Origin of the sequence: Candidatus Nitronereus thalassa (genome assembly GCF_032191465.1) — a bacterium.
In the GTDB taxonomy this organism is placed as follows: Bacteria; Nitrospirota; Nitrospiria; order Nitrospirales; family UBA8639; genus Nitronereus; species Nitronereus thalassa.
This window is the reverse complement of record NZ_JAQOUE010000001.1, coordinates 2,026,020-2,051,527: the sequence shown is the minus strand read 5'-3', so window position 1 is coordinate 2,051,527 and position 25,508 is coordinate 2,026,020. Positions and strand designations below refer to the sequence as shown.

The window sequence follows — 25,508 nt, the reverse complement described above, 5'->3', positions numbered from 1 at the left end:
CATCAAGATAACCAGCTTTGGCCTTACCAACTCCCTGTGCCTGGCTCACCTTTGTACGGACCGACGATATCCTGAGTGACCCAGCCTCCGTAGAGTCCTCCGGGTTGTGGTTGTGCAAGTTCTTCATTGACGTAACAGTCCACTCGATTGGGATAAAAGGCTATATACCCGGCGATTACCTCGAACCCAGGAAAGGGATTCATGTACGACCAAGCCACATCCTCTAAGACCAGCCCATCCATCTTCATGCTCCAGTATTGAGCCCTGCCTTTCCATTCGCACAAGGAAGATTTGGCTCTTGGTAGCAACACACTGTTGCCAACATCACTTGGGGGAATGTAGAACGTCGGGGGACTTGCCGTTTCCAGAACTCGATAGGTCGATTGCGAATCCGCGATGATTCGACCATTGGCTCGGACAATTACATGCCGTTGGTCGCGGACGATTCGTGGAGGCCGCGGGTAATCCCATACCGACTCTTGCCCCGATTGAGGTTCTATGGCAAAGGAGGGCCTTCTGAGACCTCGGTATTTCCATTTGGCCTGCGCCGCTTTTACCCATTCGGGAATTTCCTCCATCATAAAAATCTCACAGATCCTTTGCAGTTTCGTTTCCTATATTGAACTGGAATAAATCTTCTTGAGCAAATTTTTTTTCAAAAACATAAGACAAAAGCCCATTGATTGAGGTGATTGGTTGAGGGGTATACAGAAGTCCAAATTCTTGAGGATTGTATGTTCATAGAAAAAGCCCCACCGCCGAAACGATGAGGCTTTATCGTGTGACAAGATGATCGACTAACCGATTACGCCTTGGTTGTTTTCATCCGGTAGCCAATGAGGCCGACTAAGCCAGAACCGAGTAGTATCATCGTGCTGGGCTCAGGGACGGGAGCGTTGGCCGTAATCGCATTGACGTACAATTGCCGGCTATTGCTTTCTGTTCCAGAAATGGTGGCGTTGGCAATAAAGCTGAAGGTTGTGCCAGTTAACAGACCGGGATTGACCACATTGTGTTGGGCCAGAAGGTGGGTGTAATCCAGAATGCTCGTTGGAGTTCCAAGAAAATCCACGGCCACGCCAAAGTCGCCGGTAAAGCTGGTGCCATGACTGCCGTTGACTAAGGTCAGTACGTCAATCGTGACGACTTCGCTAAACACCAAATCAAGGACATCGTTTTTGGTGATATTGTCGTCATTACTTGGATTGCAAATATTTGAAAAGCTGGACCGCGCACCGGTGGAAGCTCCACCACTCAGAGTGGTACAAACTCCTAACCCCGCATTGTTGGCATCTGCATAGACAAAACGACTTTGCGAATTTGCAAGATTGCGCGCGGTGGCCGTCACGGTAATACCATCCACCGTCCATGTATAGGGAGTAAAGGTATCCCAGGCCGACTCTCCGGTACCACCTGGCGGCAACGTGTCGGTCCGTGAGGCGAAATCAAAACTCGCCGCAAACGCTGAACTACCGCAAAGAATACTGGCACACAGCAATGACGACCATAAGGCTGTTGTGAATCGATTTGAAAATGTAAAGCTTTTCATGGCATTCCTCCTTAGTTGTTGTGATGGTGCTGTTCCTCTAAGTGCCTGGCGCGACACTCAAGGAGCTTACTTAGCAGGAAGCATGCCAAGAAAAAGATTTCGACCAACAACATGACGGAACCAATAGGAATGTATACAGCTTGTCTAATATACGTAGAATCGTGGGACTGCCACCGGGGAAACCCTGAGCACTTGCGAGTCAGCGGAAGGACGAAAACCGCCAACTTACCTGACACCTTTCACCTCTCAACATGAGACAAACGACCGAATCCTCAATATCTATCGCCGCATACGCAATTTATCGTACACAGTAAACTTTCTCGACAGCTTTCGTATATGACCAAGGTTTTTTCTATGCTTCCAGGAAACCCCAAGAGTCATGCATGTCTGGGTAGTATTGGAGAGCGATGCGACGGGAAAAGGAGGGCTTGCGGGATGGTGTATTCATTGGACAGGTGGGGTGGAAGAAAACGGGCTGTGTCGGCTCGGGTTGTTGAACGAGCAGACGCAGCAGATGACATTAGGAAGAATTGTTTTTACTCTTTCCAATCAAAACCCGAGGCGTTGGCTAGTTCTCGAGGCTTGACCAAGCCGGTGAGTCGCTGTTCCCCGATGATCCAGGTGGGGTAACTTTTGATGTCGTTCTTGACGCATGGAGCAGTGAGAGCACTTCCACGTCCGCCTGAACTACATTCGACATATGGGAGTCGTTTCGCCGATGACCCAAAGACAGCCTTCTGTTCTTGGCAGCGAGGGCACCAGTAGGCTCCATAGAATTTGACACCAGTTTTTTCTAGATGGGTGGCGAGTGCTTGAAGTTGAGGGTCTTCTGGTCCGGCCGAGGCGTCGAAGACTCCACTATAGTGCAGGTGTAGCGCACCCACGATGAGTACCGCGACCACGGCGGCTTCCTTGACCGAGGTCAGCCATCCAGGCGGTTGCCGCACCAAGGTCAGAATCATAATTGTCGTGATGATCGCGAATGAGGCGAGACAATACGGGCATGTCGCTTCGATTTCTACGACGGAGACGATGGTCAGGTAGGCACTGATGGCAAAGCCACAAAATGCCATGAAAATTAACGGTGTCCAGCTTCCAAGCTTGGTTCGCGCGCGCCAGGAAAGTCCGGCTATGACGATATAGGTAAGGCAACCCCAAAGAGCCATGGGTACGGCAAGGAATGTCGCCCAACGACTACTCTGCACGATGTCGCATCCCGAGCCTTCGCTACAGAATGCCGGGTGCTCTTCAAATGAGGCCGTAAACGTGAGGTATGCGGTCACTAGGATTCCCGCTATTGCCAGGACGAGAACAACCAGATCAATTGGAGACGTACGCTTGAATTCCTGGACAGGTGGGAGACTGGAATCTTTTGAAGCTTCACGAGAGGCTTTTTCACGCTTATGACGTTTGGACATTACCACTTCCTTAGCTGGGTGATCTTGAAACTCGTTTGCGTTTGATCCTTTTTTCAGTCTACGTGATACTGAAGTCAAACTTTTCACCTGAGAAAGGACTTCAGCACGAGGTCATAATAGTATGGAGAGATTTCAGAGACAAGGTGAGAGAAATTTATTGGCTCAGCGGGCACGGCCAAATTTCAGAATGTCTAAGCCAGAGAAAGCCTTTCAAGCTCATCAATGAATTTTTGCAGTTTTGAGATCATGTGATGCCTCTGGGTTGGCGATAGGATTTGATCTATGTTCAATATGATTGTTTTTACAGCCTCCTGCCATTGTTGCACTCCAGAATAATACTCTGGAGGGACGTCCTGCCCGTTTGAATTAATCCATTCCGCGACCCTGTTCTCCACGATGGTCGCATCTCTTGATTCCATGAGCACATCGAGCAGCTGTCGCTGGCGGAATTCACGATAGTTGAGATATGCCTCCGTCGTGTCTGGGAAACCTTGAATGAATGTGCGGATGGTTTTCGTCTGCTCCTGCGAGACATGACCAACCCAGAACTCCAAAATGCTCAAAACGGATTCCATACGTTTGGCTACACGCTTTTCTGGTGTTTCTCCGAAGTCCTCTTGAAGCTCTTGGTTTTCTTGTTTGAGGACAGATTGGAAATAGGTTTGTTGCTCGGGTTGGAGATTAAGCAAAAACGAGGCGCCATGGAAGGCAATTTGTCTGGCGAGGTGACCGCGAAGCTCTTGATAATTGAGCAATAGGTTATCAAGGCTTTCAGAGGACAAGCCTGTTTTCACCTGGTCCTGGACGTCTCGAAGGAACCGCGCATATAAGGGCAATTCCTGGATTCGATGCCAGCGATGAAGTTCTTTGACGTGTGGTTCTAATCGTTCCTCTTGTTGAGGAGAGGTGTTGAAATAATGATCGATGCGCCAAAGCAAAATCCAATCGGCATAATCATAGGCCAGGGAGAGCATGCTGCAGCCGCTCAGTAGCACGAGACAAAGGACGGCAATAAGCACGGAAGAACAATGATACGTGAGCGTGAGCTTATGCGATTGGGGAAGATTGTTCGATTGTGGACTTGGCATGAAAGACATGTCGGCGTGCCATGATGTAGGTGCCGAAAAGAAGGCTGATAATAATCATTGAGGTCCGTGTCGTATTGAATCCCAATACGACTTGATTGATCGTTTCACTTACGCAGGCCAATCCGAGATATGCCAAATACCCCCAAAAGGACCAACGTCTGAGGTTCCAAAACCCATAACCAATGACCCAGTGAATAACGGGATGTTGGTATTTCACCAGCGCACCAGCCCATCCGTCAAACGTGGTGCCAAAGACCTTCAATGCGTAATCCGGGTAAGAAAGAATCCAGAAAAAATCTATTCCCCCGGAGAGAACAAACAGAATTCCCAAAATTTTGATATCCGTTCCACGGGACAGAAGAGAATTTGATCGATGAGGCGCTGGTGGTCTCTCGTCAGTCAATGACGCTGATTTAGCCATTTGCGCAAGGTCGTGAGGTTGTTGGAGAAGTGAAAGGGGAGCCTTGAAATCGGCTCCCCTAGAAAAGGATCGCAATGCTCGCCCAAATGATCACTCCCAAGGTCAATACCAATGCTGTGAGCACCATACCCAACAACACGTTGAGGATCCAGGAATATTTCCCAGAAGGTTCGGCCTTAGGATTCATCGACACCAACTCTACAGATTGTCTGGCATCTTTGCGCTGAACCAGGTGGAAATTCCTTTCATCCCATTGCGTTCAACGTTTGACCCATCCCAGACTGCAAATGCCACAGGGACAGTCATGCCTGAGAGAAATTGTACGTCGTTCTTATCGCCGGTTTTGAGGGTTCTCTTCATCACCACTCGCCATGTGGGGCCGTTACAACATCCGCCCTTGAGCGCGCCATAGGGTTCCCATAATCCGTTTCCGAGAACATTTTGATTCGTTTGTGTGGTCAACGTACTAAACCCGTTGGCATTTAAATCCTCCACGGAACTTTTTCGAAGGTTGGGATCAGACAGGATATTCCCGGACCAGATCCCTTCATTGAATGGACCAGAGGATCGTCCGTTGCGGTCCATGTAAGTCACTCCACCTGCCGGTTCTTCATAGTAATAATCCCAGGCTAGGGAAGGATATTGCTGATCCACGTCCCACATTCCTGCGACACCAGTTCCGAGATCCTTTTGCCATTCAGCATTCCATCGCCAAATGTTAACGGTGCCACCCGATTGCCCCATGCATTGAAAGGGGGGTGCCCCGGATGTTTGTACTGGAAATTGAACGGCCATCTGGTCACGGAAATCCTGTGGTCCGATCACCGTTTCATTGAGGGTTTGATCTCCCCAATTCGCCCACACCCCAATGTCGCGTCCATTAGTAGCCATTTTAACCATCACCGTCTTGACGGAAATATTGGGGTGCATGGGCGTGGTGATGGTTTGGCCGCTGAGGGGTACTATCACGCCAGGCACCGTTTCCCAAATGGGGGCGGCGGCATCCATGGGAATGTCACCTGCAATCTTTGTCACCGGAATCGTGACTGGCTGACTTACGGCTAAAGGAATGTTTCCTAAGCTCAGAAGGGAACCTGTAACCATTGCGAAGACAACCGCGAACATCGCTCGTTTGTTGCCAATCTTTAACTTTTCGGACATACGTTTTCCTCCCCTATGGTTTTTTTGAAACCCTACAACTTATGTTAAGGGATGGAGACATAGCCTTACCAAAAAATCTGTAAAAACCTTAGACAAAATCGGGGAGAGCGAGGGGGATGTCGTATGTTTAACTCAATGAATTCGAAAAAGTGAAAGCTAGAAATCCTAATTAACTGAACCAGTCCACAATGGGCGATTTTTCTAGTTTGGTGTCAAAGATGCTGGCTTGCGGAGAAATTTTGCACAAATTAGTCCTGGTAGTTTCTGACTTCACCCTCACTACACTAGGAGGGGCAAGGCAGGCGTGGATTCGTTTCTCAACTCTTTCCCGCGGGTTGCGCTTGGAATCGTTGGATATGTTCCGCTAGCATTTCAGCAACTTTGCCAAGATCAAAAGGCCAGGCGTAAGTCAGCGTGACTCCCGGATGCTTCTTTCGCAGCTCAGCCATTTCCTCAGGAATTTCATATTCCGAATGGGAGCCTCCAGGGGTGAACATGGTAGATACCACCGTGATGTCCTTGGCCCCCTCAGCAATTTGTTTTTCAATGGCCTCCTCCAAAGTGGGGGTGCAGAATTCGTTATATGCGATTGAAAAATGCCCGCCATCGGTGAGAGGTTTTAATTGTGTGGCCAACCGTTCAAGCCCGGCTTGGTAAGGATCAGTTTCTGGCGTTCGTGGCCAGAGCCGAATTTTTTGGTCAAGTTCATATTCTTCTTCGGACATGGGTTTCCCCGCTGCCCTCCGTTGGGCTTCGAGTCGTTTTAATTTTGTCACAAGGTCACCGGGAAATCCCTTGGGGATTCCGCCATGGCCAACGAGTATGACCCCTTTTGTTTCATCACTCATGTTTGCCACTCCTTTTTCATATTCGTCACATTGCTAATAACTTTTTTAGGCTATCCGTGAATGTTCCAATGATCGGGGATGGAGTTCCTTTACGGCTTCCAATTTTCCAATATACCGGATACCCTTTCGTTCAAGCCAGTCAATATATAACAAACCTCCTTGACCTCCTATGACTACGTTGGTGATAGGCAGTAAATGTTTCACGATATTGTCAATGAGGGCTTTCATTTCTTCAGGGGAGCGCTCAACGACGCAGGAAAATAGAACCAGTTGTGCCTGCCTCCGGGTGCAAGCCAGTCGAACAATTTCAATACTCGAATCCGCACCAAGGTAAAGGGCTTTCCAGCCGCACTTTTGAAGAAGCCGCAACGCTGCCATTGCGCCGATTTCATGGTAATCATTGGGCATGCAGGCGATCAATGCCTGCGGCTTCTCTGCTCCCTTTTGAAGTAAAATATCTTCAGCAAGCACTCTACGAATGGTTTGAGAAACTGATTGCTCTCCTGGAATGCCAATACGCCCTTGATGCCAAAGATCGCCAATGGTCCGAAGGATTGGAAAAAATATGTCGATCAACGCTCGGTCAATGCCATAGTGCTGAACGAAAAGATATAGGGTGTATTCGACGGCTGCCTGGTTTCCCTTCCTTGCTGCGTCCAGTATCTCAGCAACCTGGGATTGAACTTCCACGGGAAATACACTCAGGTCTAGGGGACCGGAATTCATTTCGGCGATGAGCGCCTCCCGGCCTCGAAGGGCGAGTTGTCCAATAGTGTTACCCAGGGCGACCTGAGATTTAATAAAGATCAATAATTGAAGATCTATCGGAGTAAACAGACGGTAACCATTTTCAGCACGATAAGGCGATAGGAAATTGTACCGTTGGTCCCACTTTCTTATGACATGGGCACTTAACCCTGTGATCTCCGACAGATGCTTGATGCCGAATCCTGATGGGTTACACTGAAATTTAGACATGGTTGCGTAACATCAGTTCTTTGGGATGAGGCGTCAGATAGACCTGATCGAGCAGATAACTAATCTGATGGATCTTGACGTAATGAATAATCAAGGTGAGAGGAACGATGAGAGGGGTCAAGCCACGGTGATAGTCTTCTATGACTTCGACTAATTCCTGGCGTTCATTACGAGACAATTGTTTTTTAAGAAATCCGGCGAGATGTTGGAGTACATCCATGTGTTTTCGCGTAGTTGCCTTCGTTTTGAGGGCTTCCATGAACAGATTTCCATACTCGGTCGTCAATTCACTTGGAGAATACTTTTTACTATCCGCCACGAGGCGACCAAGTTTTTGATAATGGGTCCGACCATGGGCTAACAACAGAAACTTGTGTTTTGTATGAAACTCGACAAGTGCCCTGCGGTTGACCCGAGCGCGATTCAGGAGCCGCCATCGTTGGTAGCAGAACACACGTTCGACAAAGTTTTCCCTTAATACCGGATCATTGAGCCGCCCCTCTTCTTCCACGGGAATCAGAGGATTGCTTTCAATATATCTTTGGGCAAAGAGTCCTCTGCCATGTGGGTTGGGCATTCCATGGTCATTATAAATTCGGACCCGATGAACTCCGCAGCTTGGGGAATCCTTCTTAAAGACAAAGCCATCTAAATTCATGGTTTCGAGTTCTTTGACCTTTTTCTGAGAATAATTTTTCAGAAGGGCTGTGTGGTCTTTTTTTGTTTTAATCGTAATAAGGGTCGGATTGTCCGAATTTCCCACCAAGCGCATGGCCTCACGGGGAATGCCCAACCCCGCCTCGTATTCCGGGCAGACGGGGACCCATTCGACAAATTGACTAAAGGTGTCGGCTAAGAAACCATCACGTTTATGCCCACCATCAAACCTCACTTCTTCACCTAGCAGGCAGTGACTGATCCCTATGCGTAGTGTTGAAGGAAGGGGTTCCTTTTTATCTTCATGCGGTTTTGCGGTGGAGGGGGTGGTTTTCATAATAATTGTCTTAAGTCCGTGAAGACGAGACTTGGTTATCCATACCTCTTGATCAGGTGTGTTTCTCTTCCGATAACATGTCTTCACTCACACGAATTATTTTCACTTCTTTAACATTTGAAAACGTTCTCACAGTAAGTGTCACGGATTTCCCGATTTCTCCCCGTATAATCGCGACGACTTCACGATAGGTTTTGCCTTTGACTGGTTGACCATCCACGGCCAAGATTTCTTGTCCATGGGCGAGTCCTGCTCTGGCTCCTGGCCCCGCAGGATGAGTGGCCCTGATAAATAATCCCGCAGGGTCCCCGATACGCTCTGCGGTGAGATGCAAGGCCACTCCGATAATTCCTGGTGGTGGCAGCATGGGTTGTTCCATGTCCCCATGAGGGTTGCTTTGGATTGGATAGCTCTCCTGACTATGGCCCTTGATTGGGAACAGGAGCAGGATTCCGAGGAAACTAGTCAGCAGAATCCAACGCTCGGAATAAAGGGAATACTGAAGAAATGAGGTTTGTGCCGATGTTTTCATTTTATTCTCCTTGTTGGGTCGTAGGCTTAGATCAATCCTATCAAGCACAATCCAATGATCAGCACCAGGCTATTGAGTTGTACAGACAGGCGATGGAGATCATCTCGATCTTTTTTAACGGAAAGGATGTTTAGTCCTCGTTGGTCTGCCTCCTTCAATCGATCACTCAAAGCATTAATTCTTGGTGTCAGAGGCGATCGACAGTAATTTTCAATGGTCAAGATGCCAAGCCACAGGGTGGAAGAAATCAGATCAATGGGGCCGAACCCTTTTAAAAGACCGATGCTTGTGATCGTGGCCCATCCTATGGTGGCCGCCACCATTCCCAGCGCATAGTACTGGGGAAAGAGTTGGCGCACGACCTTCGCAAACGAATCAGGGTCCAGAGTTCGTGCGAGCACGGGGGCGGTCACGAAGGATAAAAAAACGACCTTTCCTACGAGCACGGCAATCGCGAGGATATGGAGATAGGCCAGAGTTTCTACCATCATGACACCTCTTAGGGACGAGGACCAAGCACACGCCGAGCCGCCTCTAATGCTGCCGGGAAATTAGGGAGCTGGCTCATGGGTACAATTTCAATATACCGCACGACATTTTCCTCATCCAGCACCATCACTGCGCGTTGCAAAATTTGATGCATGGGATGCAAGAAACCTGTCTTTCGGCCAAAATCAAAATCGGGAGAGTCAGAGAGAAAGGTGATATTTCCAATTCGGGCTTTTTCTGCGAAGACCGCTTGATCCTCATAGGTATTCGTGCTGATCGTGACAATTTGAAGGTGTTGATCCAACCCCTCATTCTTTTCACTAAATCGATGCGTCTGTTCATCGCAGACAGGAGTATTGAGTTGTGGAACCACGCTCAAAATTTTTACGCGACCCTTGAGTTCGTTCATTTGTATACGGGTATTGTCTGCACCAAGAAGTGTGGCGTCGGGAATTGGCTGCCCTCGGGATATGTTGACCGTCATGGACCATCCAGTAACACTGAACAGCATGAGGGAATAGAGGCATATGAGGCTCGATCCGAACGTTTTTATCAATAGGCCTTTGAATGAACAATGAGTGATCATAAAATTTTCCTTTCAACTATGTCAGAAACACCGTCCTTCCGATCATTTTTCTAGTATTTCCGAAAGTGCAGACGGGAGCTTGGGGTATTGAAAAGTGAACCCCAGTTTTTGTGCCATCAAAGGGTCGACCCGTTGTCCATGTGTCATGAGCGTGGATAATTCACCCAATCCAAGCTTCAGAGCAAATCTTGGGACTGGAAGCCAAGAGGGTCTCCCTAATACCTTGCCTAATTGAATGCAAAACTCTTTCATAGTTACTGGATGAGGGGACACAGCATTAATCGGGCCCCGATAGGAATCATGTTCAAGAATAGCCTGAATGAGTTGGACGTGATCTTTCACGTGAATCCAGCTAATTGGTTGCTGGCCATCACCAATTGGCCCTCCCAGAAAAAGGCGAAAAGGGAGGAGCATCTTAGGGAGAGCACCTCCGTCTTGGCCCAAGACCATTCCGGTTCTCAGGCATACTGTTCGAAGGCCATAGTCAGTGGCCCTCAAGGCTTCGGCTTCCCATTCCACACACAAAGCGGCCAAAAAACCATTTCCTGCTTTTGATAATTCATCGACGGTCTTAGTTTCATCAAGACCGTAATACCCGATGCCCGAAGCATTGATAAGCACTCTGGGGCGAACGGTCAGAGGAAGATTGGACATCGCGTTCACAATCATGCGAGTCGTATCGATCCGGCTGGAGCGAAGCTGTTCTTTGCGCGATGGAGTCCATCGGCCCTCAGCAATCGGTTCCCCGGCCAGATTGATGACGGCATCCGACCCGGAGAGCGTGCTTTCCAGAGAACCCCAGTTTAAACAGTCCCACTCGCTGAGATGAATTTGTGTGGGAAGGACATTTCGCGCTTTGGAGGCGTTCCGTGTGAGAACTGTCACCTTGTGTTCACGTTCACTTAATTCTTGACAAAGGTGCTTCCCAATAAACCCGGTTCCTCCTGCAATGATAATGTTCATGGGTCATACCTCCTTGAGAGTTGCTTCGCAACAAGGAATTTCTGGCTCATGGCTGTTGCCCTGATGGCCAATGTCTTGTTGGGATGCAATGGCTAGTCCTCCCATTTCTGCAGTTCCACCGTGGGAACGATTTGACTATCGCCTAACAGATCAATGCCAAACGGGTTGGGCTGAGGTTTATCTTCCGCATATGTGATGGGGGCGGTCGGTTTAAATTCGAGGTCGAGACTCAATGTGTGAGAGGCGGTGATCTCGATATACTGCTCCAGCCGGCCAAGAGGATGCCAAACCACAAGCTGATACTTTCCAGGCGGAATATCAGTGATCGTAAATTCACCCGAGGTTCCCGTGATAGAGTAATAGGGATGACTCAAGACAAATCCCCATGCCTCCATGTATTCATGAAAGCTGCATCGAAAAACCATTGGTCCTTTTGAGAAGGCCCGGTGGGTCACTTTGGGACCTGGCAGATGTTTCGCTTGCCCGTTTTCAGTCAGGAAATCACTTTTCTGAAGTTGGGGATTCCTTACAAGGGGCTCGCGAAAAATAAATTTCCCTCCCTTTTCTGAATATTCGAAGACCTCAATGTCGTGAGGGACGGGGTCTAAGTTTTCAAAAGCGAGCGTATTCCCGTGAGATATCTTTGTAATATAAGGGGCAAACTCACAGTTTTTGGCTTGTACGACGGGTCGTTGCAGCCGAAGAGGTTTTCCCCATTCGATATTGTTGAGGAACACAAGAACTCCAGGAATGGTATCCCTTGATCTCAATTGCATGAATGGAGACATGCGCCACCCTTTCCCATCTGATATTCGGCCACAGTAGTAAGGATCAGGGAACAAGACCAGATTGTATCGTTTGGGTTGAGGCAAAGTACCATTCAGAACGACCGTGCCAGTCAAACGCCCTCCCTGAAAATCTGTCCTTTCTTCGTAACTGAGGGCTGGGTAGGGGCCTGTGACCAAGTCCATGGTTGTAAAGATCATGGGAAAAAGAAATATCCCTAATCTGATTTGGATTTCCTTGGTGAAAAGTTTCAACATGTGTTCTCGTATTTTAAAGATCGAATAGCATTTGATGACAAAACTAAATTTTGTTCTACTGAACGGGGAAAGAAATGATCAGTCCCCCCATCACATCGCCTAATTTTTGATCTCGTTTCGGACTGAGGATGTGAGTGTTGTGACAATTAACGCACGCACTTGAGACGGCACGATCGGCATAAATCGCCACAAAAAATTTGGTGTTACCTTCTTCAATGATATCCGTGTAGGGCTGGCTTCCATCTTTCACTACCGCCTCAAGCCCTTGCTGTTCGAAGTCGGTTTTAGGACCGTTTTTGGCGTAAATTGGCCATAGACTTGCCAATCTATAGTGGAGTCCCACTCCCATTTTCTGAACCCGCTTTCCGGAGAGTAGAAGCATTTGGGCTGGTAGTGGTAGGGCGTTCATGGCCTCCCATCTCTCTGAAGCAATGGCAGTGCCGGTGTCTTGCATTCTCTCGACCACATGAATCGCATAGAGAGTTCGGTCCGATTCGATCACCGCATGGATGTATTCCGCCACGATCATGGGATCTATACCCTTGAGGTCTCCGGAATATTCATGAGGCCAGGAAACATTGAATCCTATCAGGACAATGGCTACTGCGATTGATAGGATTTGAAATCGACGGGCGACTTTCATAATTTGTCCGTTTCCTTCATTGTACAAGACTTGTCATAGATCCATTTATTTGAGACTTTTTCTGAACAACTTCCATATTCCTGGATTCTTGTATTGTCATCATTCTGGACCTTGCAGCCTGATCTTGTGTTCTGTCGACATATCTCTAGCGCACCGGAACCCGGTTCCGTGAGTTTTGAGGGCAAATCCCCCCTTGCCTCGTGCCGCCGCTCTGATGTCTGAGTCGAAGCTACGCCATGACCCTCCTCGGATCACCTTGAGAAGGCTCTTGTCGGGTCCCCTAGGATTGCGCTTGGGAGCCTGGGCATAATAATCCTTGTCATACCAATCCTGGACCCATTCTCTGGCATTTCCAGACATGTCATGCACCCCGTAAGGGGACGCGCCTTGTGGCAAAGATCCCACTGGTTTGAGGGTTGCCTTGTCAGCCCAATCACGATCGTAATTGGCATGGAGTGACGATGGCTTCTCGTCGCCCCAGGGAAACATCCTCCCATCCGTGCCTCTGGCCGCTTTTTCCCATTCGGCCTCCGTGGGGAGACGTTTTCCCACCCACTGGCAGTAATCCGCGGCATCATGCCATGTGACTTGGACGACCGGGAGATCATGAATGTCTGTCACTTTAAATAATGAACCTTCTTCATAAACATTATAGGGCTCTTTATGGCCCGTTGCCGCAATGAAGGCCAGATACCGTTTATTGGTCACTTCGAATTTATCAATGGAAAAAGCATCGATGTATATTTTTTCTCTTGGCATTTCGTCCGATCGACCCATTCCCGTGCTACTCCCTCGGATAAAGTTTCCTGCCGGTATGTTCACCATGGATACATCATCCCGTTCTACCTCCGGATGGTTGGCCCATGCAGGGAGATGGCAAAAGATCAGGCCAAGGAGCAGTCTGGTGATCAATTTCGTATTCATTGTTTTGGCCTTTGACTATCTTCCTTAATTTGATCAGAAATTTTTTCAATTCGATTGGTTATTTTGAACACGGTTTTGGTGTCGTTGTCCCTTGCAGCATTCCGAGCATCGACTAGTAGAAGGCGAGATGTATGGAGAGCCTCTTCTATCTTTGTCTGCATATCTGGTGATGCCAGAGTCCCTCCGAGTGCGGCATGATGAAATGCTTCCCATGCTTCCTCTACATTTTTTCCAGCGAGGTAAAGCGACTCTTGGACGGGATTTTGCGGGATGAATTGACTTCCGGCAGGGCCGGCCCATGCCAACCCCATGCCCCAGGTTATGCTCCAAGCGATCATGGTGAGTTTTATAAAATTTTGTTTTTTCATGGTTCACCTCTGTTTATTGGCCATACCCCATTTTATTTAATTCACCGAGGTGAATTGTTGTTCGCCGATGTAAAATTCAAGATTGATTCTGACCCTTTTGGACAATGTCCCTAAGTCGCAACAAACTTTCATTCCGTGGATCAACCTTAAGGGCTTCTTCAATATAATCTCCGGCTTGCTTGTACCGCTCCATTCCCACTTCCTTCATTGCCTTGATGGCGTACACTCGAAATGCATCTTCAACTTCTTGGGTGGTTGTCTGTGCACATCTGAATCCTAGTCCCACACCATAGCTGTTATTCATTGGGTGATTCCAAAATCGATGAGTGGTTGTCACGGTATGATTGCCGGCAATCCAGGATCCACCTCGGATAACTTTTTTCTCCCCGACTGTTAGCCGATCAACATACGTTCCTGTGCCACCCAACCAAACCCCTTTGGGTGGTCCTGCTGGATTGGGTTGAAAGGGGCCTTTGGAATAATAGTTTGGATCGTACCAATCGTTCACCCATTCAAAGACATTGCCCGCCATGTGATAAAGCCCATAGGGGCTAACAGACTCTTCAAGAGAGTCAATGGGCATCGTAGACGCATTTCGTTTGCCATTGTTGACTTTGCCCGCGTCAAAAGCGTTTCCCCAGGGGTAGATCAGTCCTTCTGGGCCTCGGGCCGCGTTCTCCCATTCGGCTTCCGTGGGGAGGCGTTTGCCTTCCCATTCACAAAAGGCCTTCGCATCAAACCAGTTCACGCCCACTACCGGCTGCGTGTCGCCGTTTAAGCGAGGGTCATCCCAATACGCCGGAGCTGCATGTCCCGTCGCCTTCATGAATTTCCCATACTTTTGATTCGACACCTCAAACTTGTCTATGAGATAGGAGCTGAGGAGGACCCAATGGGCAGGCCCTTCATCCTGAAACGCTGCTTTGGACCAGGGCATCGACATTCTACGTTCATAAAGGGAGGGAGTCTCACTTTGAACGGAGGTTCTTTGTTTAATGTCTTTATCGATTCCCATGATTGCCAGCCCGAAGGGAATGTAAGCCATGTCCTCCGGAACCACGTTGAGAGATTTCGAAGAGGCTGGTTCGATGGCATGGAATGTAAGCCCCACCGTGATCATAAGAACCCACAACGTTTTTGAAATCACATTTTTATGGAAGTAATTCTCAGTCATGTCCATTCCTCTCTGAGGCATGTAGGAAGTGAAATCCTGGGAGGATGAGTCTCATCCTCCCAGGATACAATTCTCATTAGTTTTTGATTTCTTTCAAAATCATTTTGCGAGTTTCTTGGTATTCAAGGTTTTCTGGATCTTGCTTCAGAGCCTTGTCTATCGAAGTCAGGGCATCGCTCCATTTTTCTTTGCCCATGCTGATGAGGGAATGCATGAAGTGATACCGTACTGACTCCATACTGTCGTCAGCGGCAGATGTCGCGCAGCGGAAACCCAGTCCCACCCCATATGAATTATTCTCCGGTTGATTCCAGAATCGATGGCTGGTGTGAAGTGACGTCTGAGGGGCCAGCCATGAGCCACCCTTCAGCACTTTCACCGGACCTTGGTTGGCAAAGTTGTAGCCACCGGACGGGCCTTGAGGGTTAAGCGCGGCGCTTACTTTGAAATAGTTGGGATCATACCAGTCACTGACCCACTCAAAGACATTACCAGCCATATTATACACGCCATAGCCACTGATACCTTCGGGATATGAATTTACGGGCTTGGTCTTTCCCACATTTTGTCCATAATTCGCCTTTGTAGGATCAATCTTGTGGCCCCATGGATAGTGATGCCCATCAGGGCCTTTGGCCGCACGTTCCCATTCCGCCTCGGTCGGGAGCCGCTTACCTTCCCATTCGCAAAAGGCGTTGGCGTCATACCAATTAACACCGACCACTGGTTGATCTGCACCATTCAAGCGAGGGTCATCCCAATAGGCTGGAGCAGGGTGCTGAGTGGACCTCATGAATTTTTTATACTTCTCGTTGGAAACCTCGTACTTATCAATGTAGTACCCGTCAAGGACGACTTGGTGCGGGGTCTCGTCGCTGTGGTCCTGGCTTCCCATGATGAACTCTCCCTTGGAAATGAGGACCATGTCGGTGGTGTCTGAACCCAGTGCTGTGGCCCAGGGAGCCATTGTTAATGACAACGTTAATACCATTGCTTTTGTGGATGTGAAGAGTGTGTTCATGATTCGTCTCCTTGTTGAAAATAATTGGTTTGGGTTTTCCTTGTTCACATCTTTAACTGTTGACTGATTGCATCCTTGCCCACCGTCGACGGTGCTGTTGCATGGGATTTGGAAGTTCTGAACATGTTCGATTCTTGAGAATGAGGGAATCCACGACGTCCCCACATTGCACGCACCGAAGCGCCCACCGTCGCATTTGCCCCGTTTCGTCGTAGAGATCAAAAAGGCTTTCCCCGATGAACAAGCCACCGCACCGCGTGCAGGGGTGCGAGGTGTGCTCCAATTGGTTCTTCCCATCCGACCCCATGGGAAAAATGTTGCCTGCTTGGTAGGTCGCCATGACTTTGTCCTTTCTTTCAATGAGACAGTTTGTAGTTTTAATTTCCTTCTTGTTGGTTATTTATGTCAATTCTCGTGCCAAAATTTTAAAAACATAAAATTATATTAAAAACAATATGTTATGAATAAATAAATAATATTTCTATTGAGAAGCTCTGAAAGACGAGACAGAGGTATGTCTTATTAAAATGTCTCATATTGTGATGAGACACATTCTTCGGTGAGTTGGATGGGTGGATATGCAGGGAGACGAAACCCCAAAAATGATTTTCAAAACTCAAAAAAGTACTGAAGGTAAGGATGGTATTGGGTAAAAAATGAGTGAGTGGTAATTCTACCGTTTGGAGGAAAAGGGAAGCCTGGCTAATTGGAACCAGAAATACTCCACGGCTTTGACAATTTCGAAAAACGGTTCAAGATCCACAGGCTTGGTGAGGTAACAATTCGCATGTAGATCATAAGCTTTGGCAATATCATCTGGGTTTTGGGAAGAGCTGAGAACAATGACGGGGATTCGCTTAAGAGTGTCATCACCCTTAATGTGTTGAAGGACCTCAAGGCCATTTATCTGAGGAAGGTTGAGATCCAGCAAGATGAGATGGGGAAGCTCCTGGGAATTTCCCTGTTTGATTTCGTCAAAAAAGCGAATGGCTGAGGATCCATCATTTAAAATGTATAACGTGGGATCAAGGAAAGATTCCCTTAAGGCTTCTTTGAGAAGCCGTACATCCGCTCGGTTATCTTCTATAATGATAATTGTAAGTTTGTCCTGCACCAATCACACCGTTTGTTATTTAACCAAGATTTTAAATTTCTAATGCACATGTCTAGAAAGCATCGGCCCATTTATCGATCATGATATCCAATCAATACAATGTTTGTGCCAACATGATTTAGGAGAAATTTTATTTAAAAACAGCATGTTGTAAATTGCAAGAAAAGAGAGAGGTTTAATGTAAGACATGTTTGAGACGTATATTCGTCTCATAGTGTCTCGCATGGTGGGGAAAGTTAAGAAAGGTCTTGTGTGGAAATGTTTAAATCATCCAGCCACCGGTAAAAAGTAGCGCGGCTGATGCCCATAAGTTTGGCGGCCTTAGCTCGATTGCCTTTGGTTTGTTGGAGCGCGGACAGGATCTGTTCTCTATTTTTCTCTGGTAGAGCAGTGGGTAATTCCAGGTTTTCTTGGTGGGCTGTGTGGTTGGGTTGCTCAAGGAGCTCAGGTGGAAAATGCTGGGGTAAAATGGTTGAGCCCTCGCATTGGAGAACGGCATATTCAATAACGCTTTTAAATTCTCGCACATTACCTGGCCATGCATAATCCGAAAGCAAATGTAGGGCAGAGGGGCTGATATCTTGGACAATTAACTTACCCATTGCTTGACGGCATTGACTCAGAGTGGCCGAGACTAAGAGCGGAATGTCTTCTTTTCGTTCCCGAAGCGCCGGCAGGCGAATTCGACCGACACGAATCCGATATAACAGATCGGCTCGAAACTGATTGTTTGCCACTTGTTCGTTTAAGTTTTGATGCGTGGCACAGATAATACGAACATCGACTTTTCTCGGTTGCGATTCCCCCAGTCGAGTGATTTCTTTTTCTTGGAGGACTCGCAGTAAATTTGTTTGGACCGAAGGAGGCATATCGCCGATTTCATCAAGAAAGAGAGTTCCACCCTGAGCCGACTCAAAAAATCCCCGGTGGTCGGTGCTTGCTCCGGTGAACGCGCCTTTTTTATGACCAAACAATTGGCTGCCTAGCAACGATTCCGTCAGCCCCGCACAGTTCACCGCGAGGAAGGGTTTATCCTTTCTGGGGCTTGAATAGTGAAGAGCCCGCGCCACCAGTTCTTTCCCCGTTCCCGTTTCCCCTTCGATTAACACAGTCGTTTCAACCTGGGAGAGGTTTTGAATTTGCCGGTACACTTCCTGCATGGGTTTGCACTTCCCGATCATATCGTGAAACTGGGACTTTTCATCGAGCTGCTGTCGAAGCTTGTGCACTTCGGTGACATCATAGAGAAAGAACATTTTTGCTTGAGGATCACGGGGGTCATCTTGAATGTCGATCTCAAGCCAATGTGGGGAGTTTCCTGGAGGCGTGAAATGGACTAGGACTTTTTTTCGTTCTTCGATCGGCTGAGTCATGAGATGGTCCAGGATCTGAATGTCATCGTCGGTTAATCCCAAGGCATGTTGCCAGAGTTGACCTTCGAGGCCGTTATCCATTTTGCCCAATAAACGGAGGGCGGAAATGCTCATGTGGAGAATTCGGCCTTCGGGGTTGGTCAAAATCGTGCCGATATGCAGTTGATTTAAAATCGAATGGAGATCGTCCGCGTTTTTTTTGACTTGGGCATTTACCCTTTCCAACTCAGCCTGGATGCGTTTCCTTTCAATGGCATAGTCAATGGACCGAACGAGGATTTGACCATCCACCTCTCCCTTATTGAGATAGTCCTGCGCGCCTTCTCGAACAGCCTGTATTGCGATTTCTTGGTCGTTAAGGCCTGTGAGTAATACGAGTGGAAGCGAGGGATAGGCTTCGGCGAGTTTTCGGAAGGTCCCCAGCCCGTGGCTATCGGGTAAGGAGAGGTCTACCAGTGCGACATCAAAAGGGCTTTTTTTGAGGTGGTCAAAGGCTTGGCCCAGAGATTCCGCATTGATAATTTCCACGGAATGGTTTTGTATTTCACGAAAGAGCTCCCGAATCAGGCGGGCATCTCCGGGATTGTCTTCGAGCAAAAGGATTTTCATGGAGTCCAATTTGTTGAAGGTTGGGCTCTACCTACTTCTTTACATAGGGATCTTAGCATATGGCAGTTCTTATAAGAGAGAGGTTTTCTCCGGAATCGATTAATCTGCAACTGGTGATTTGATCGTGAAATAAAATGTCGATCCTCTTCCTTGCTCCGATTCCACCCAAATGGTCCCACCATGTTTATCCACGATTCTCTTGCACGTGGCCAACCCAATTCCGGTTCCGGGATATTCTTCTCGACTATGGAGTCGTTGAAAAATTAAAAATATCCGACCGAGTTGCTCTTGGGGGATGCCTATCCCATTATCACTGACAGAAAATTCCCAGCCATCTACAAGGGCCTTTGCTCCTACGTGTATTTTGGGTGCAGCGCTTCCTTTAAATTTTAGGGCATTTCCAATCAAGTTTTGAAAGACTTGAGTCAAGAGCGTTGGATTCGCTTGAATACACGGAAGCGCATCATGCGTAATGTCGGCATGATGTTCTTGTACCGAAGCCGTGAGATTTTTTATGACGTTTTGAAACACAAGTTCGCAGTCGGTTTTTTCAAAGGGTTTGGTTTCAGCTCCTACTCGTGAGTATTCCAGAAGATCACGAATAAGATGTTGCATTCTATTGGCGCCATCCACCGCGAACTCAATAAATTCATCGGCATCATCATCTAACTTTCCCTTATAGCGTTTTCTGAGTAACTGGGTATAACTGGCAACCATGCGAAGTGGCTCTTGAAGATCGTGCGATGCCACATAAGCAAATTGTTGAAGCTCGTCGTTGGATCGAGCAAGGTCCGCGGTCTTTTTCGCCAGCTCGGCTTCTTGTCGTTTACGTTGAGTGATGTCTGTTTGTACCCCAATGAAGTGAGTGAGATTTCCGTAAGTATCCCTCACAGGGGCAACATAAAATTCATTCCAAAATAACGTCCCATCCTTTTTATAATTTCTCAGCTCGGCTTTCCCTTCCTTGCCCTCGCGTATAGCCTGACGAATGGCGTCTAGTCCCGGTTGAGCATGATCATTCCCCTGGAGAAAACGACAGTTTTGGCCAATAACCTCTTCTCTTGTAAACCCCGTAATTTTTTCAAAAGCGGAATTACAATAGATCGTAGGCATATCTGGCTTGCGAGCATCGGCAATAAGAATTCCGTTGGTGGCAGAATTAATTGAACGATCACGAAGTGCCAGCTCTGTTTCATACAATTTGCGGTTGGTAATATTTCTCGCTGTGGCATAAATAGAGTTATCGGTTAAGCTTGGGGCCGCATTCCACAGCAGCCATTTGTGGGAACCATCTTTGCTGACGTATCGATTCTCAAATTGAATGGTTGGTTTGCCTTTTCGTAATCCCTCTAGCTCATCGAAAGTAGACATTTTATCTTCTGGATGAACAAATTGCATAAAAGTTTCTCCCAGAAGATCTTCAGTGGAATAGCCAAGCTCATGTTCCCAGGCGGGATTTAACACTTTGAACTTTCCATCAAATCCCGTAATGCAAAACAAATCAGGCGAAAGCGCAAAGAAGCGATTGCGTTCATCCTCGGCTTTTTGGCGTTGTTCAATTTCTTTTTCGAGTCTACGGTTTGCGAATGCCACTTGGCGAGCCAGTATGGCACTCAGGATAATGACCAGAAGTCCGATGAGTGGAACCACTCTCAATAAATTCAGTGTTTTTTCTCTGGAGTGAGCGTTCAGTAATTTGACAACCTCATCCGCATTCTTTTCGAGGTTTCCCTGGATGCGATTGAGTAACAAAAATGATTCAGGCCTGGGAGAGTGGCCTGGGGCTTGGAAAATCAAAGATTTGGTTTTTGTGAAATAATCTTCGAGAAGGGAGCGCTGTTGATCCAAGAGAATGCGAATTTGGTCTGTTGGGGCCTGGGGGATCAAAAGCCTTTCGCCGGTGTAAAGGTTCGCAATGACGGTTCCCCCATTTTTCAAAGCATCGAGAGAGCCCAACAATATATCTTGTGTTTTTTGATGGTCCGGCTGATTTCCATGAGACGCCAACATCATTTCACTAAAATACTGTTGAATCATCATTCGTTGGCGTCCTGCGATATCCACAATTACCCCGTCAAGCTCGAGAGTTTTCACAATGTTTAGGGTGAAGGTGAGTATGGATACCAGAGCTAGAATGAATATCACCACCATGGTGATAAGACGTTGCCCAATGGTAAATGAAAATGCTTTTTCCAGCCTGGATAATGGATTCATGGTGTGATACCCCTTGGGGGAAATGACAGAGTCCTTTAAGTAACCTACATGTTCAAAATGTTCCCATTATGGGACGAGATATTATGTTGTACAACCAAAATCCTATCAGTGCATGTCTACACAAGTTGGCTTGAGATTAATCAGAGAATATTCCGGAAAATCCGGTGGCCTTCATGTGCTCAAATCACAAACACATTGAGGAACAATAGGGCTCAAAATGAAGTGGGTGTGAAAGGTTTCAATGGGGTGTCCCGGGTCTTTTTGCTCAGCACTCAGAATTAAATCCTTCTTGGCTGACTCCGACTCGATTGGCATCACAAAATGCCTCTTTAAAGATACCTACGATCTCATGAAATTTGTCCAAAGTGGTCCATTCTTCAAAGCCTGCATCTATTAATAGTTGTGGAAACACCGTCTGTTTGGTGCGTGCCCCTTCAGGGCTTCCATCGCCAAGGAGGTAATGATCAAGGATGACGCGGTCGCAACTGGATTCTAAATCTTTGGCAAATTGCCAGGGATCACGCAGCGGCAGCAGAGGGCTTACCGTCGCGACGGTGTGTAGTCCAGAGGCTCGTAAGGTTCGAAGAGCCTGGATCCGGGACTCCGGGGAATGCGCATGCGGTTGAAAGGGTTTCGGTAAGGCCGGAAAGTCCGTTTCCACGGTAATGTTGATATGCAGTCGGCAGAGTTTACGGAGTTTCAGTAGCACCGGAAGGTCGTTGACGACCAGTGGGGTGTGGGTTTGAATGACTAACGAGTCTGGTGGCCGCGTGAGCATGGTTTCCAATAGGCGACGCGTGCGACGCGTAGTCCGTTCCTGTGGCGGATAGGGTTCCGTGACGCTCGACATAAAAATGTGAATGGGTTTGGCTTCGCCAGATTTTGGCCGTTTCAATCGATCGTATTGCGAATGATAGGCGTCGAGGAATCCTTCTTTCACATCCAGAAAACTTCCCCACCGACGTCCTTGTAGATGAAAGGAATTCCATTGCGCATAGCAATACATTCCGCACAGGGTATTCCCGAGCGCACATCCACGGTACAGATTGATAGAATGGGTGAACCCTTTGCCGAGAAATCCGCCCGTGGGATTGAGGATGGTTCGGCAGGGAATCTCTTGGACTTTCATGATTGGTCGGTAGTGTGGGGGTTTTGAAGAGCCTGTCCCCGTGGATATTTATTGTAATACGGCGGCAAGGAGATTACTGACTGTTTCGCCTCCGCTCGATTTCACATAGTTCAGAATAATAGGCACGAATTGATTCACCATGTCGGGTGAGAGCCCGAGTTTGGAGAATGAACCGGCCAGGCCAGCCAATCCTTCAAGACTACTGCCACTGTCTCCGAACATCGAGGTTGCACCACCAAACATTCCGCCCATGCCGCTTTCCTTCTTGGGTGCAGCATCGATTAAATCATTCATGTTTGGGACCGAGTTCGCTACTTGTGAAAACTCTTGGGGACTGAGTTTCTCTTTGGCGAGATTGAAGATCGATCCTGCTCCGCCTTGGGCTTGTGTTTCCGTGACTCCTAATTGTTGTGTGAGAAGATTCACGAGGCTGGTCTTTTGGGCGAAAAGGGTGGACTGACTGAACAAGAGGATGAGCATGGTCATGAAGATAGTGGAAATACTGAGCCGAATATTCGACATCGTGTGCCTCTGATTCTTAATTATGATTTTCTTGGCTACGGGTATCTTATGCTTTAACGAGAGAGTAACATAATTAGAGTGTAGAAATGAGAGGTATCAGGGGGTAGGACATGAAACAAAGAAAACGATTGGCCCTGGTGGTCATTTTCTTTTTGATTGTTTGGCTGAGTGTTCCAGTGGCTGGGGCTTCTGGCCCCGTGCTGAAGACGAATCAAGTGAGTTCGGCCACTGAATGTTTTAAGGATTTGTCCCATCTTCAAGAGGAAATGGAAGTGCTCCTGAAATCCATTCATGTCAGTGAATTTCGAGAAACTATTCGCCGTGCGTTAACCGCTTCGATTCCAGACGCTGTCGGTCAAATCGATGGCCTCAATGCCGAGATTGAATCTCTACGAAAAGAAATCCAACATCAGGTTCGTGTGGAAAAAAGCGCGGAATTTATTCTTCGCGATATAACGAAGACCACGGATGGGCCGTTCAACCCCTGTCGGCGCGGTGAGGTCGGGGGCTATTGCGAGACGCTGGAGCGTTATTACATGGCCAAAGCCTCGAACCTGGCCAACCGTGGGTTTCTGCAAGCGCTTGAATGCTACCAGGAACAAGGAATCCGGTGAGCGAAATTATTTTGATTTCCCTGTCCACTAAGAGGCCTTGGGGCGTGAATTGATGGCCCTCATATCACCAAGTGCTCGTTAGTCGAATAACCGTGCTCCTCCTTCTTGACTCTCACTCAGTCGGGTGCCAGTGTGTTGTTTCCTGGAAGAGGTGAAGTTCCTGAGTGGGACCCTTCGGTAGAGAAGAATGGCCCAGCCCAAAGAACCTCTTGACCCAATGGCTATTCTGAGTAGGGTATTCAAAAAAGTGAAATTCACTCAATGGCGTGAAGCACGGAGATCATGAACCGATCGAGGCAAGAGAGCCTGAGGCTAGGATTTTTTGGTTTCCTCTGCCTTGTGGTCATATACTTCTTAATAGGCCATTCTTCGGTGTATGCAAAGTCCGAAGTTGGGGTGCCCCCTCCAGCAGGTGCTTCCCAACCTCAAGCCGACGAAAAATTTGAGACTCATGAGCCTGCACCGACCATTGATCTCTTGCCTGCTGACCTTCTGAAAAGCGATCATCATGAAATTGGAAGTGAGGCAGTTCCTGATGGGTGGTGGTATCGGTATACGGTGAACTCGCCCTTCGGCGTCTTTGAGGCGAAGGGTGAAGATATGTTGCGCATTCGAGTACATGAAGTGCAGGCATTGGCCAAAATGGAACAAGAGATGAGTCAACCTGCGGCTTTTGGCTATGGCGTCTTGGATACCGTCATGAGTCCCTTTAAATTTCTGTGGGGGCTGATGACTGACCCAAGAGAAACCTTGACTGGAGTGCCCAAAGGCATGAAGCGCGTGGGCTCGCGCATCAGCGAAATGGTGACAGGGAAGCGTGGGAAACTTGAAGATGGCGCGGGCCAAGAGTTGGCGGGGTTCGGAGGGGTCAAGCGAACTGTCGCGGCAGCCGCAGGTGTGAATGTCTATTCTTCCAACACCGTGTTGCAGGACCAACTTGATCGTATTGCGGCCGCAGGGTATTCCGGTGGAGTGGGTTCTCGCATTGCATTGATTCCCGTCGCTGGACCTCTTGGTCTGGCGCTCTCGACAACCTCATTCAGTCGAGCCATGAATGAAATGTTACTAGAACATGCTCCTGAGGATTTACGCCGGATTAATCGCGAGACGCTGGAACGTATCGGGGTGCGAAAAGAGGTTCGTGAAACCTTTCTGACGCATCCATGGTATTCCCCCAGGCATGAAACCATTTTGGTTCAAGCGCTCGACGAAATGAAGGGGGTGAGCGACCGTAGCCTCGTGCTCCAATTGGCGATTAAGGCCGAGTCGGAAGAAGAGGCCTTGTTTGTTCAACGTCTGGTAGAAATGTTTGCAAGTTATCATCAAACCGTAGTGCCGATAAGAGAGTTTATTCTCATTGATGATCGCCTGCTGGTGGGCTATACCACGGACAAAGCCCTCATGGTGGCGTTGCCGCTGTCCCACATCGCATGGACGCAAGAATTGGCCGAAGCGTCTAAACAGGTGGTCACGTGGTCTTCAGATCGACATCCTGTTCGGCGTGTGGAGTTGTGGGCCTCTGGGCGGATCACCCCCCGTACCCATCGTGAATTAGAGACGAAAGGTGTCATGATTTTTGAAAAAAAGCGGGATCGATTGCTGCCTCCGGTCATCCCAGAACCCTTGTCATTCGCTCAACAAGTGGATGAGGGTAGTTCATCAGAAAACGAAGTTACCCCTGTTACAGAGCCTGCCGTTAATCCAATCGACAAATAAATTGAAGAATGATAAAG

General features: G+C 48.0%; 27 protein-coding genes. 2 read left to right on the top strand and 25 right to left on the bottom strand.

Annotation, left to right across the window (positions count from 1 at the left end; translation table 11 throughout):
- Positions 1 to 23: 23 nt before the first annotated feature.
- The 25 genes from PPG34_RS09190 to PPG34_RS09070 form a co-directional block, all read right to left on the bottom strand.
- On the bottom strand, positions 24 to 581 hold the full coding sequence (locus PPG34_RS09190; RefSeq protein ID WP_313832943.1) for a DUF427 domain-containing protein: 558 nt from the start codon (positions 579 to 581) through the stop codon (positions 24 to 26).
- Between the two features lie 224 nt (positions 582 to 805).
- A complete protein-coding gene (locus tag PPG34_RS09185) occupies positions 806 to 1,549 on the bottom strand; it encodes a PEP-CTERM sorting domain-containing protein (protein ID WP_313832941.1) in 744 nt (247 codons plus the stop codon).
- Positions 1,550 to 2,085: 536 nt separating this feature from the next.
- Positions 2,086 to 2,967 (bottom strand): vitamin K epoxide reductase family protein, encoded by an 882-nt coding sequence (locus PPG34_RS09180; RefSeq protein WP_313832939.1) that lies wholly within the window; start codon positions 2,965 to 2,967, stop codon positions 2,086 to 2,088.
- A gap of 191 nt (positions 2,968 to 3,158) precedes the next feature.
- Complete coding sequence (locus PPG34_RS09175; RefSeq protein WP_313832938.1) at positions 3,159 to 4,055, bottom strand: DUF6279 family lipoprotein; 897 nt, start codon at positions 4,053 to 4,055, stop codon at positions 3,159 to 3,161.
- Positions 4,015 to 4,476, bottom strand: a complete 462-nt coding sequence (locus PPG34_RS09170) for a hypothetical protein (protein ID WP_313832937.1) — start codon at positions 4,474 to 4,476, stop codon at positions 4,015 to 4,017. The genes PPG34_RS09175 and PPG34_RS09170 overlap by 41 nt, the downstream gene beginning before the upstream one ends.
- A 198-nt stretch (positions 4,477 to 4,674) precedes the next feature.
- Entirely contained in the window at positions 4,675 to 5,637 is a 963-nt protein-coding gene (locus PPG34_RS09165; protein ID WP_313832936.1) for an ethylbenzene dehydrogenase-related protein, read from the bottom strand.
- 317 nt (positions 5,638 to 5,954) lie between these two features.
- Entirely contained in the window at positions 5,955 to 6,485 is a 531-nt protein-coding gene (locus tag PPG34_RS09160; protein WP_313832934.1) for a sirohydrochlorin chelatase, read from the bottom strand.
- A 45-nt stretch (positions 6,486 to 6,530) separates the two neighbouring features.
- Positions 6,531 to 7,463 carry a MerR family transcriptional regulator gene (locus tag PPG34_RS09155; protein WP_313832933.1) on the bottom strand — a complete coding sequence of 311 codons (933 nt, stop codon included), beginning with the start codon at positions 7,461 to 7,463 and terminating at the stop codon, positions 6,531 to 6,533.
- Positions 7,456 to 8,457 carry a YbgA family protein gene (locus PPG34_RS09150; protein WP_313832932.1) on the bottom strand — a complete coding sequence of 334 codons (1,002 nt, stop codon included), beginning with the start codon at positions 8,455 to 8,457 and terminating at the stop codon, positions 7,456 to 7,458. The genes PPG34_RS09155 and PPG34_RS09150 overlap by 8 nt, the downstream gene beginning before the upstream one ends.
- A 52-nt stretch (positions 8,458 to 8,509) precedes the next feature.
- Entirely contained in the window at positions 8,510 to 8,989 is a 480-nt protein-coding gene (locus PPG34_RS09145; protein ID WP_313832931.1) for a PDZ domain-containing protein, read from the bottom strand.
- A 26-nt stretch (positions 8,990 to 9,015) separates the two neighbouring features.
- Positions 9,016 to 9,480: a DUF4149 domain-containing protein gene (locus tag PPG34_RS09140; protein WP_313832930.1), complete on the bottom strand. Its 465-nt coding sequence runs from the start codon at positions 9,478 to 9,480 to the stop codon at positions 9,016 to 9,018.
- An 8-nt stretch (positions 9,481 to 9,488) separates the two neighbouring features.
- Positions 9,489 to 9,962: a redoxin family protein gene (locus PPG34_RS09135; RefSeq protein WP_313832929.1), complete on the bottom strand. Its 474-nt coding sequence runs from the start codon at positions 9,960 to 9,962 to the stop codon at positions 9,489 to 9,491.
- Positions 9,963 to 10,106: 144 nt separating this feature from the next.
- Positions 10,107 to 11,027: a TIGR01777 family oxidoreductase gene (locus tag PPG34_RS09130; RefSeq protein ID WP_313832928.1), complete on the bottom strand. Its 921-nt coding sequence runs from the start codon at positions 11,025 to 11,027 to the stop codon at positions 10,107 to 10,109.
- A 92-nt stretch (positions 11,028 to 11,119) separates the two neighbouring features.
- On the bottom strand, positions 11,120 to 12,070 hold the full coding sequence (locus tag PPG34_RS09125) for a carboxypeptidase-like regulatory domain-containing protein (protein WP_313832927.1): 951 nt from the start codon (positions 12,068 to 12,070) through the stop codon (positions 11,120 to 11,122).
- A gap of 55 nt (positions 12,071 to 12,125) precedes the next feature.
- Positions 12,126 to 12,713 (bottom strand): Tll0287-like domain-containing protein, encoded by a 588-nt coding sequence (locus tag PPG34_RS09120; protein ID WP_313832926.1) that lies wholly within the window; start codon positions 12,711 to 12,713, stop codon positions 12,126 to 12,128.
- Positions 12,714 to 12,812: 99 nt separating this feature from the next.
- Positions 12,813 to 13,637: a formylglycine-generating enzyme family protein gene (locus tag PPG34_RS09115; RefSeq protein WP_313832925.1), complete on the bottom strand. Its 825-nt coding sequence runs from the start codon at positions 13,635 to 13,637 to the stop codon at positions 12,813 to 12,815.
- Positions 13,634 to 14,005: a hypothetical protein gene (locus PPG34_RS09110; protein ID WP_313832924.1), complete on the bottom strand. Its 372-nt coding sequence runs from the start codon at positions 14,003 to 14,005 to the stop codon at positions 13,634 to 13,636. Before PPG34_RS09110 ends, PPG34_RS09115 begins: the two co-directional genes overlap by 4 nt.
- Before the next feature lie 76 nt (positions 14,006 to 14,081).
- On the bottom strand, positions 14,082 to 15,179 hold the full coding sequence (locus PPG34_RS09105; protein WP_313832923.1) for a formylglycine-generating enzyme family protein: 1,098 nt from the start codon (positions 15,177 to 15,179) through the stop codon (positions 14,082 to 14,084).
- Positions 15,180 to 15,255: 76 nt separating this feature from the next.
- Entirely contained in the window at positions 15,256 to 16,200 is a 945-nt protein-coding gene (locus PPG34_RS09100) for a formylglycine-generating enzyme family protein (protein WP_313832922.1), read from the bottom strand.
- A 52-nt stretch (positions 16,201 to 16,252) separates the two neighbouring features.
- Positions 16,253 to 16,540: a hypothetical protein gene (locus PPG34_RS09095; RefSeq protein WP_313832921.1), complete on the bottom strand. Its 288-nt coding sequence runs from the start codon at positions 16,538 to 16,540 to the stop codon at positions 16,253 to 16,255.
- 333 nt (positions 16,541 to 16,873) lie between these two features.
- Entirely contained in the window at positions 16,874 to 17,314 is a 441-nt protein-coding gene (locus PPG34_RS09090; RefSeq protein ID WP_313832920.1) for a response regulator, read from the bottom strand.
- Positions 17,315 to 17,550: 236 nt separating this feature from the next.
- Positions 17,551 to 19,296, bottom strand: a complete 1,746-nt coding sequence (locus PPG34_RS09085; protein ID WP_313832919.1) for a sigma 54-interacting transcriptional regulator — start codon at positions 19,294 to 19,296, stop codon at positions 17,551 to 17,553.
- Between the two features lie 99 nt (positions 19,297 to 19,395).
- A complete protein-coding gene (locus PPG34_RS09080; protein WP_313832918.1) occupies positions 19,396 to 21,510 on the bottom strand; it encodes a PAS domain-containing sensor histidine kinase in 2,115 nt (704 codons plus the stop codon).
- A 265-nt stretch (positions 21,511 to 21,775) separates the two neighbouring features.
- Positions 21,776 to 22,639 carry a radical SAM family protein gene (locus tag PPG34_RS09075; protein ID WP_313832917.1) on the bottom strand — a complete coding sequence of 288 codons (864 nt, stop codon included), beginning with the start codon at positions 22,637 to 22,639 and terminating at the stop codon, positions 21,776 to 21,778.
- A gap of 48 nt (positions 22,640 to 22,687) precedes the next feature.
- On the bottom strand, positions 22,688 to 23,161 hold the full coding sequence (locus PPG34_RS09070; protein WP_313832916.1) for a DUF2780 domain-containing protein: 474 nt from the start codon (positions 23,159 to 23,161) through the stop codon (positions 22,688 to 22,690).
- A gap of 110 nt (positions 23,162 to 23,271) precedes the next feature.
- Here PPG34_RS09070 and PPG34_RS09065 point away from each other — a divergent pair, with 110 nt between their 5' ends.
- Both PPG34_RS09065 and PPG34_RS09060 read left to right on the top strand, forming a co-directional pair.
- A complete protein-coding gene (locus tag PPG34_RS09065; RefSeq protein WP_313832915.1) occupies positions 23,272 to 23,775 on the top strand; it encodes a hypothetical protein in 504 nt (167 codons plus the stop codon).
- Positions 23,776 to 24,147: 372 nt separating this feature from the next.
- Positions 24,148 to 25,491, top strand: coding sequence for a hypothetical protein (locus PPG34_RS09060; protein WP_313832914.1), 1,344 nt, complete (start codon positions 24,148 to 24,150; stop codon positions 25,489 to 25,491).
- Positions 25,492 to 25,508 lie beyond the last annotated feature (17 nt).

What these genes read in the sequence shown, in the direction of transcription:
- PPG34_RS09180 (WP_313832939.1), bottom strand. Translation starts at nt 2,967, where the DNA reads ATGTCCAAACGTCATAAGCGTGAAAAAGCCTCTCGTGAAGCTTCAAAA.
- PPG34_RS09145 (WP_313832931.1), bottom strand. Translation starts at nt 8,989, where the DNA reads ATGAAAACATCGGCACAAACCTCATTTCTTCAGTATTCCCTTTATTCC.
- PPG34_RS09140 (WP_313832930.1), bottom strand. Translation starts at nt 9,480, where the DNA reads ATGATGGTAGAAACTCTGGCCTATCTCCATATCCTCGCGATTGCCGTG.
- PPG34_RS09095 (WP_313832921.1), bottom strand. Translation starts at nt 16,540, where the DNA reads ATGGCGACCTACCAAGCAGGCAACATTTTTCCCATGGGGTCGGATGGG.
- PPG34_RS09065 (WP_313832915.1), top strand. Translation starts at nt 23,272, where the DNA reads ATGAAACAAAGAAAACGATTGGCCCTGGTGGTCATTTTCTTTTTGATT.
- PPG34_RS09115 (WP_313832925.1), bottom strand. Translation starts at nt 13,637, where the DNA reads ATGAATACGAAATTGATCACCAGACTGCTCCTTGGCCTGATCTTTTGC.
- PPG34_RS09130 (WP_313832928.1), bottom strand. Translation starts at nt 11,027, where the DNA reads ATGAACATTATCATTGCAGGAGGAACCGGGTTTATTGGGAAGCACCTT.
- PPG34_RS09080 (WP_313832918.1), bottom strand. Translation starts at nt 21,510, where the DNA reads ATGAATCCATTATCCAGGCTGGAAAAAGCATTTTCATTTACCATTGGG.
- PPG34_RS09120 (WP_313832926.1), bottom strand. Translation starts at nt 12,713, where the DNA reads ATGAAAGTCGCCCGTCGATTTCAAATCCTATCAATCGCAGTAGCCATT.
- PPG34_RS09150 (WP_313832932.1), bottom strand. Translation starts at nt 8,457, where the DNA reads ATGAAAACCACCCCCTCCACCGCAAAACCGCATGAAGATAAAAAGGAA.
- PPG34_RS09155 (WP_313832933.1), bottom strand. Translation starts at nt 7,463, where the DNA reads ATGTCTAAATTTCAGTGTAACCCATCAGGATTCGGCATCAAGCATCTG.
- PPG34_RS09190 (WP_313832943.1), bottom strand. Translation starts at nt 581, where the DNA reads ATGATGGAGGAAATTCCCGAATGGGTAAAAGCGGCGCAGGCCAAATGG.
- PPG34_RS09100 (WP_313832922.1), bottom strand. Translation starts at nt 16,200, where the DNA reads ATGAACACACTCTTCACATCCACAAAAGCAATGGTATTAACGTTGTCA.
- PPG34_RS09165 (WP_313832936.1), bottom strand. Translation starts at nt 5,637, where the DNA reads ATGTCCGAAAAGTTAAAGATTGGCAACAAACGAGCGATGTTCGCGGTT.
- PPG34_RS09160 (WP_313832934.1), bottom strand. Translation starts at nt 6,485, where the DNA reads ATGAGTGATGAAACAAAAGGGGTCATACTCGTTGGCCATGGCGGAATC.
- PPG34_RS09070 (WP_313832916.1), bottom strand. Translation starts at nt 23,161, where the DNA reads ATGTCGAATATTCGGCTCAGTATTTCCACTATCTTCATGACCATGCTC.
- PPG34_RS09125 (WP_313832927.1), bottom strand. Translation starts at nt 12,070, where the DNA reads ATGTTGAAACTTTTCACCAAGGAAATCCAAATCAGATTAGGGATATTT.
- PPG34_RS09175 (WP_313832938.1), bottom strand. Translation starts at nt 4,055, where the DNA reads ATGCCAAGTCCACAATCGAACAATCTTCCCCAATCGCATAAGCTCACG.
- PPG34_RS09075 (WP_313832917.1), bottom strand. Translation starts at nt 22,639, where the DNA reads ATGAAAGTCCAAGAGATTCCCTGCCGAACCATCCTCAATCCCACGGGC.
- PPG34_RS09135 (WP_313832929.1), bottom strand. Translation starts at nt 9,962, where the DNA reads ATGACGGTCAACATATCCCGAGGGCAGCCAATTCCCGACGCCACACTT.
- PPG34_RS09170 (WP_313832937.1), bottom strand. Translation starts at nt 4,476, where the DNA reads ATGGCTAAATCAGCGTCATTGACTGACGAGAGACCACCAGCGCCTCAT.
- PPG34_RS09085 (WP_313832919.1), bottom strand. Translation starts at nt 19,296, where the DNA reads ATGAAAATCCTTTTGCTCGAAGACAATCCCGGAGATGCCCGCCTGATT.
- PPG34_RS09110 (WP_313832924.1), bottom strand. Translation starts at nt 14,005, where the DNA reads ATGAAAAAACAAAATTTTATAAAACTCACCATGATCGCTTGGAGCATA.
- PPG34_RS09105 (WP_313832923.1), bottom strand. Translation starts at nt 15,179, where the DNA reads ATGACTGAGAATTACTTCCATAAAAATGTGATTTCAAAAACGTTGTGG.
- PPG34_RS09185 (WP_313832941.1), bottom strand. Translation starts at nt 1,549, where the DNA reads ATGAAAAGCTTTACATTTTCAAATCGATTCACAACAGCCTTATGGTCG.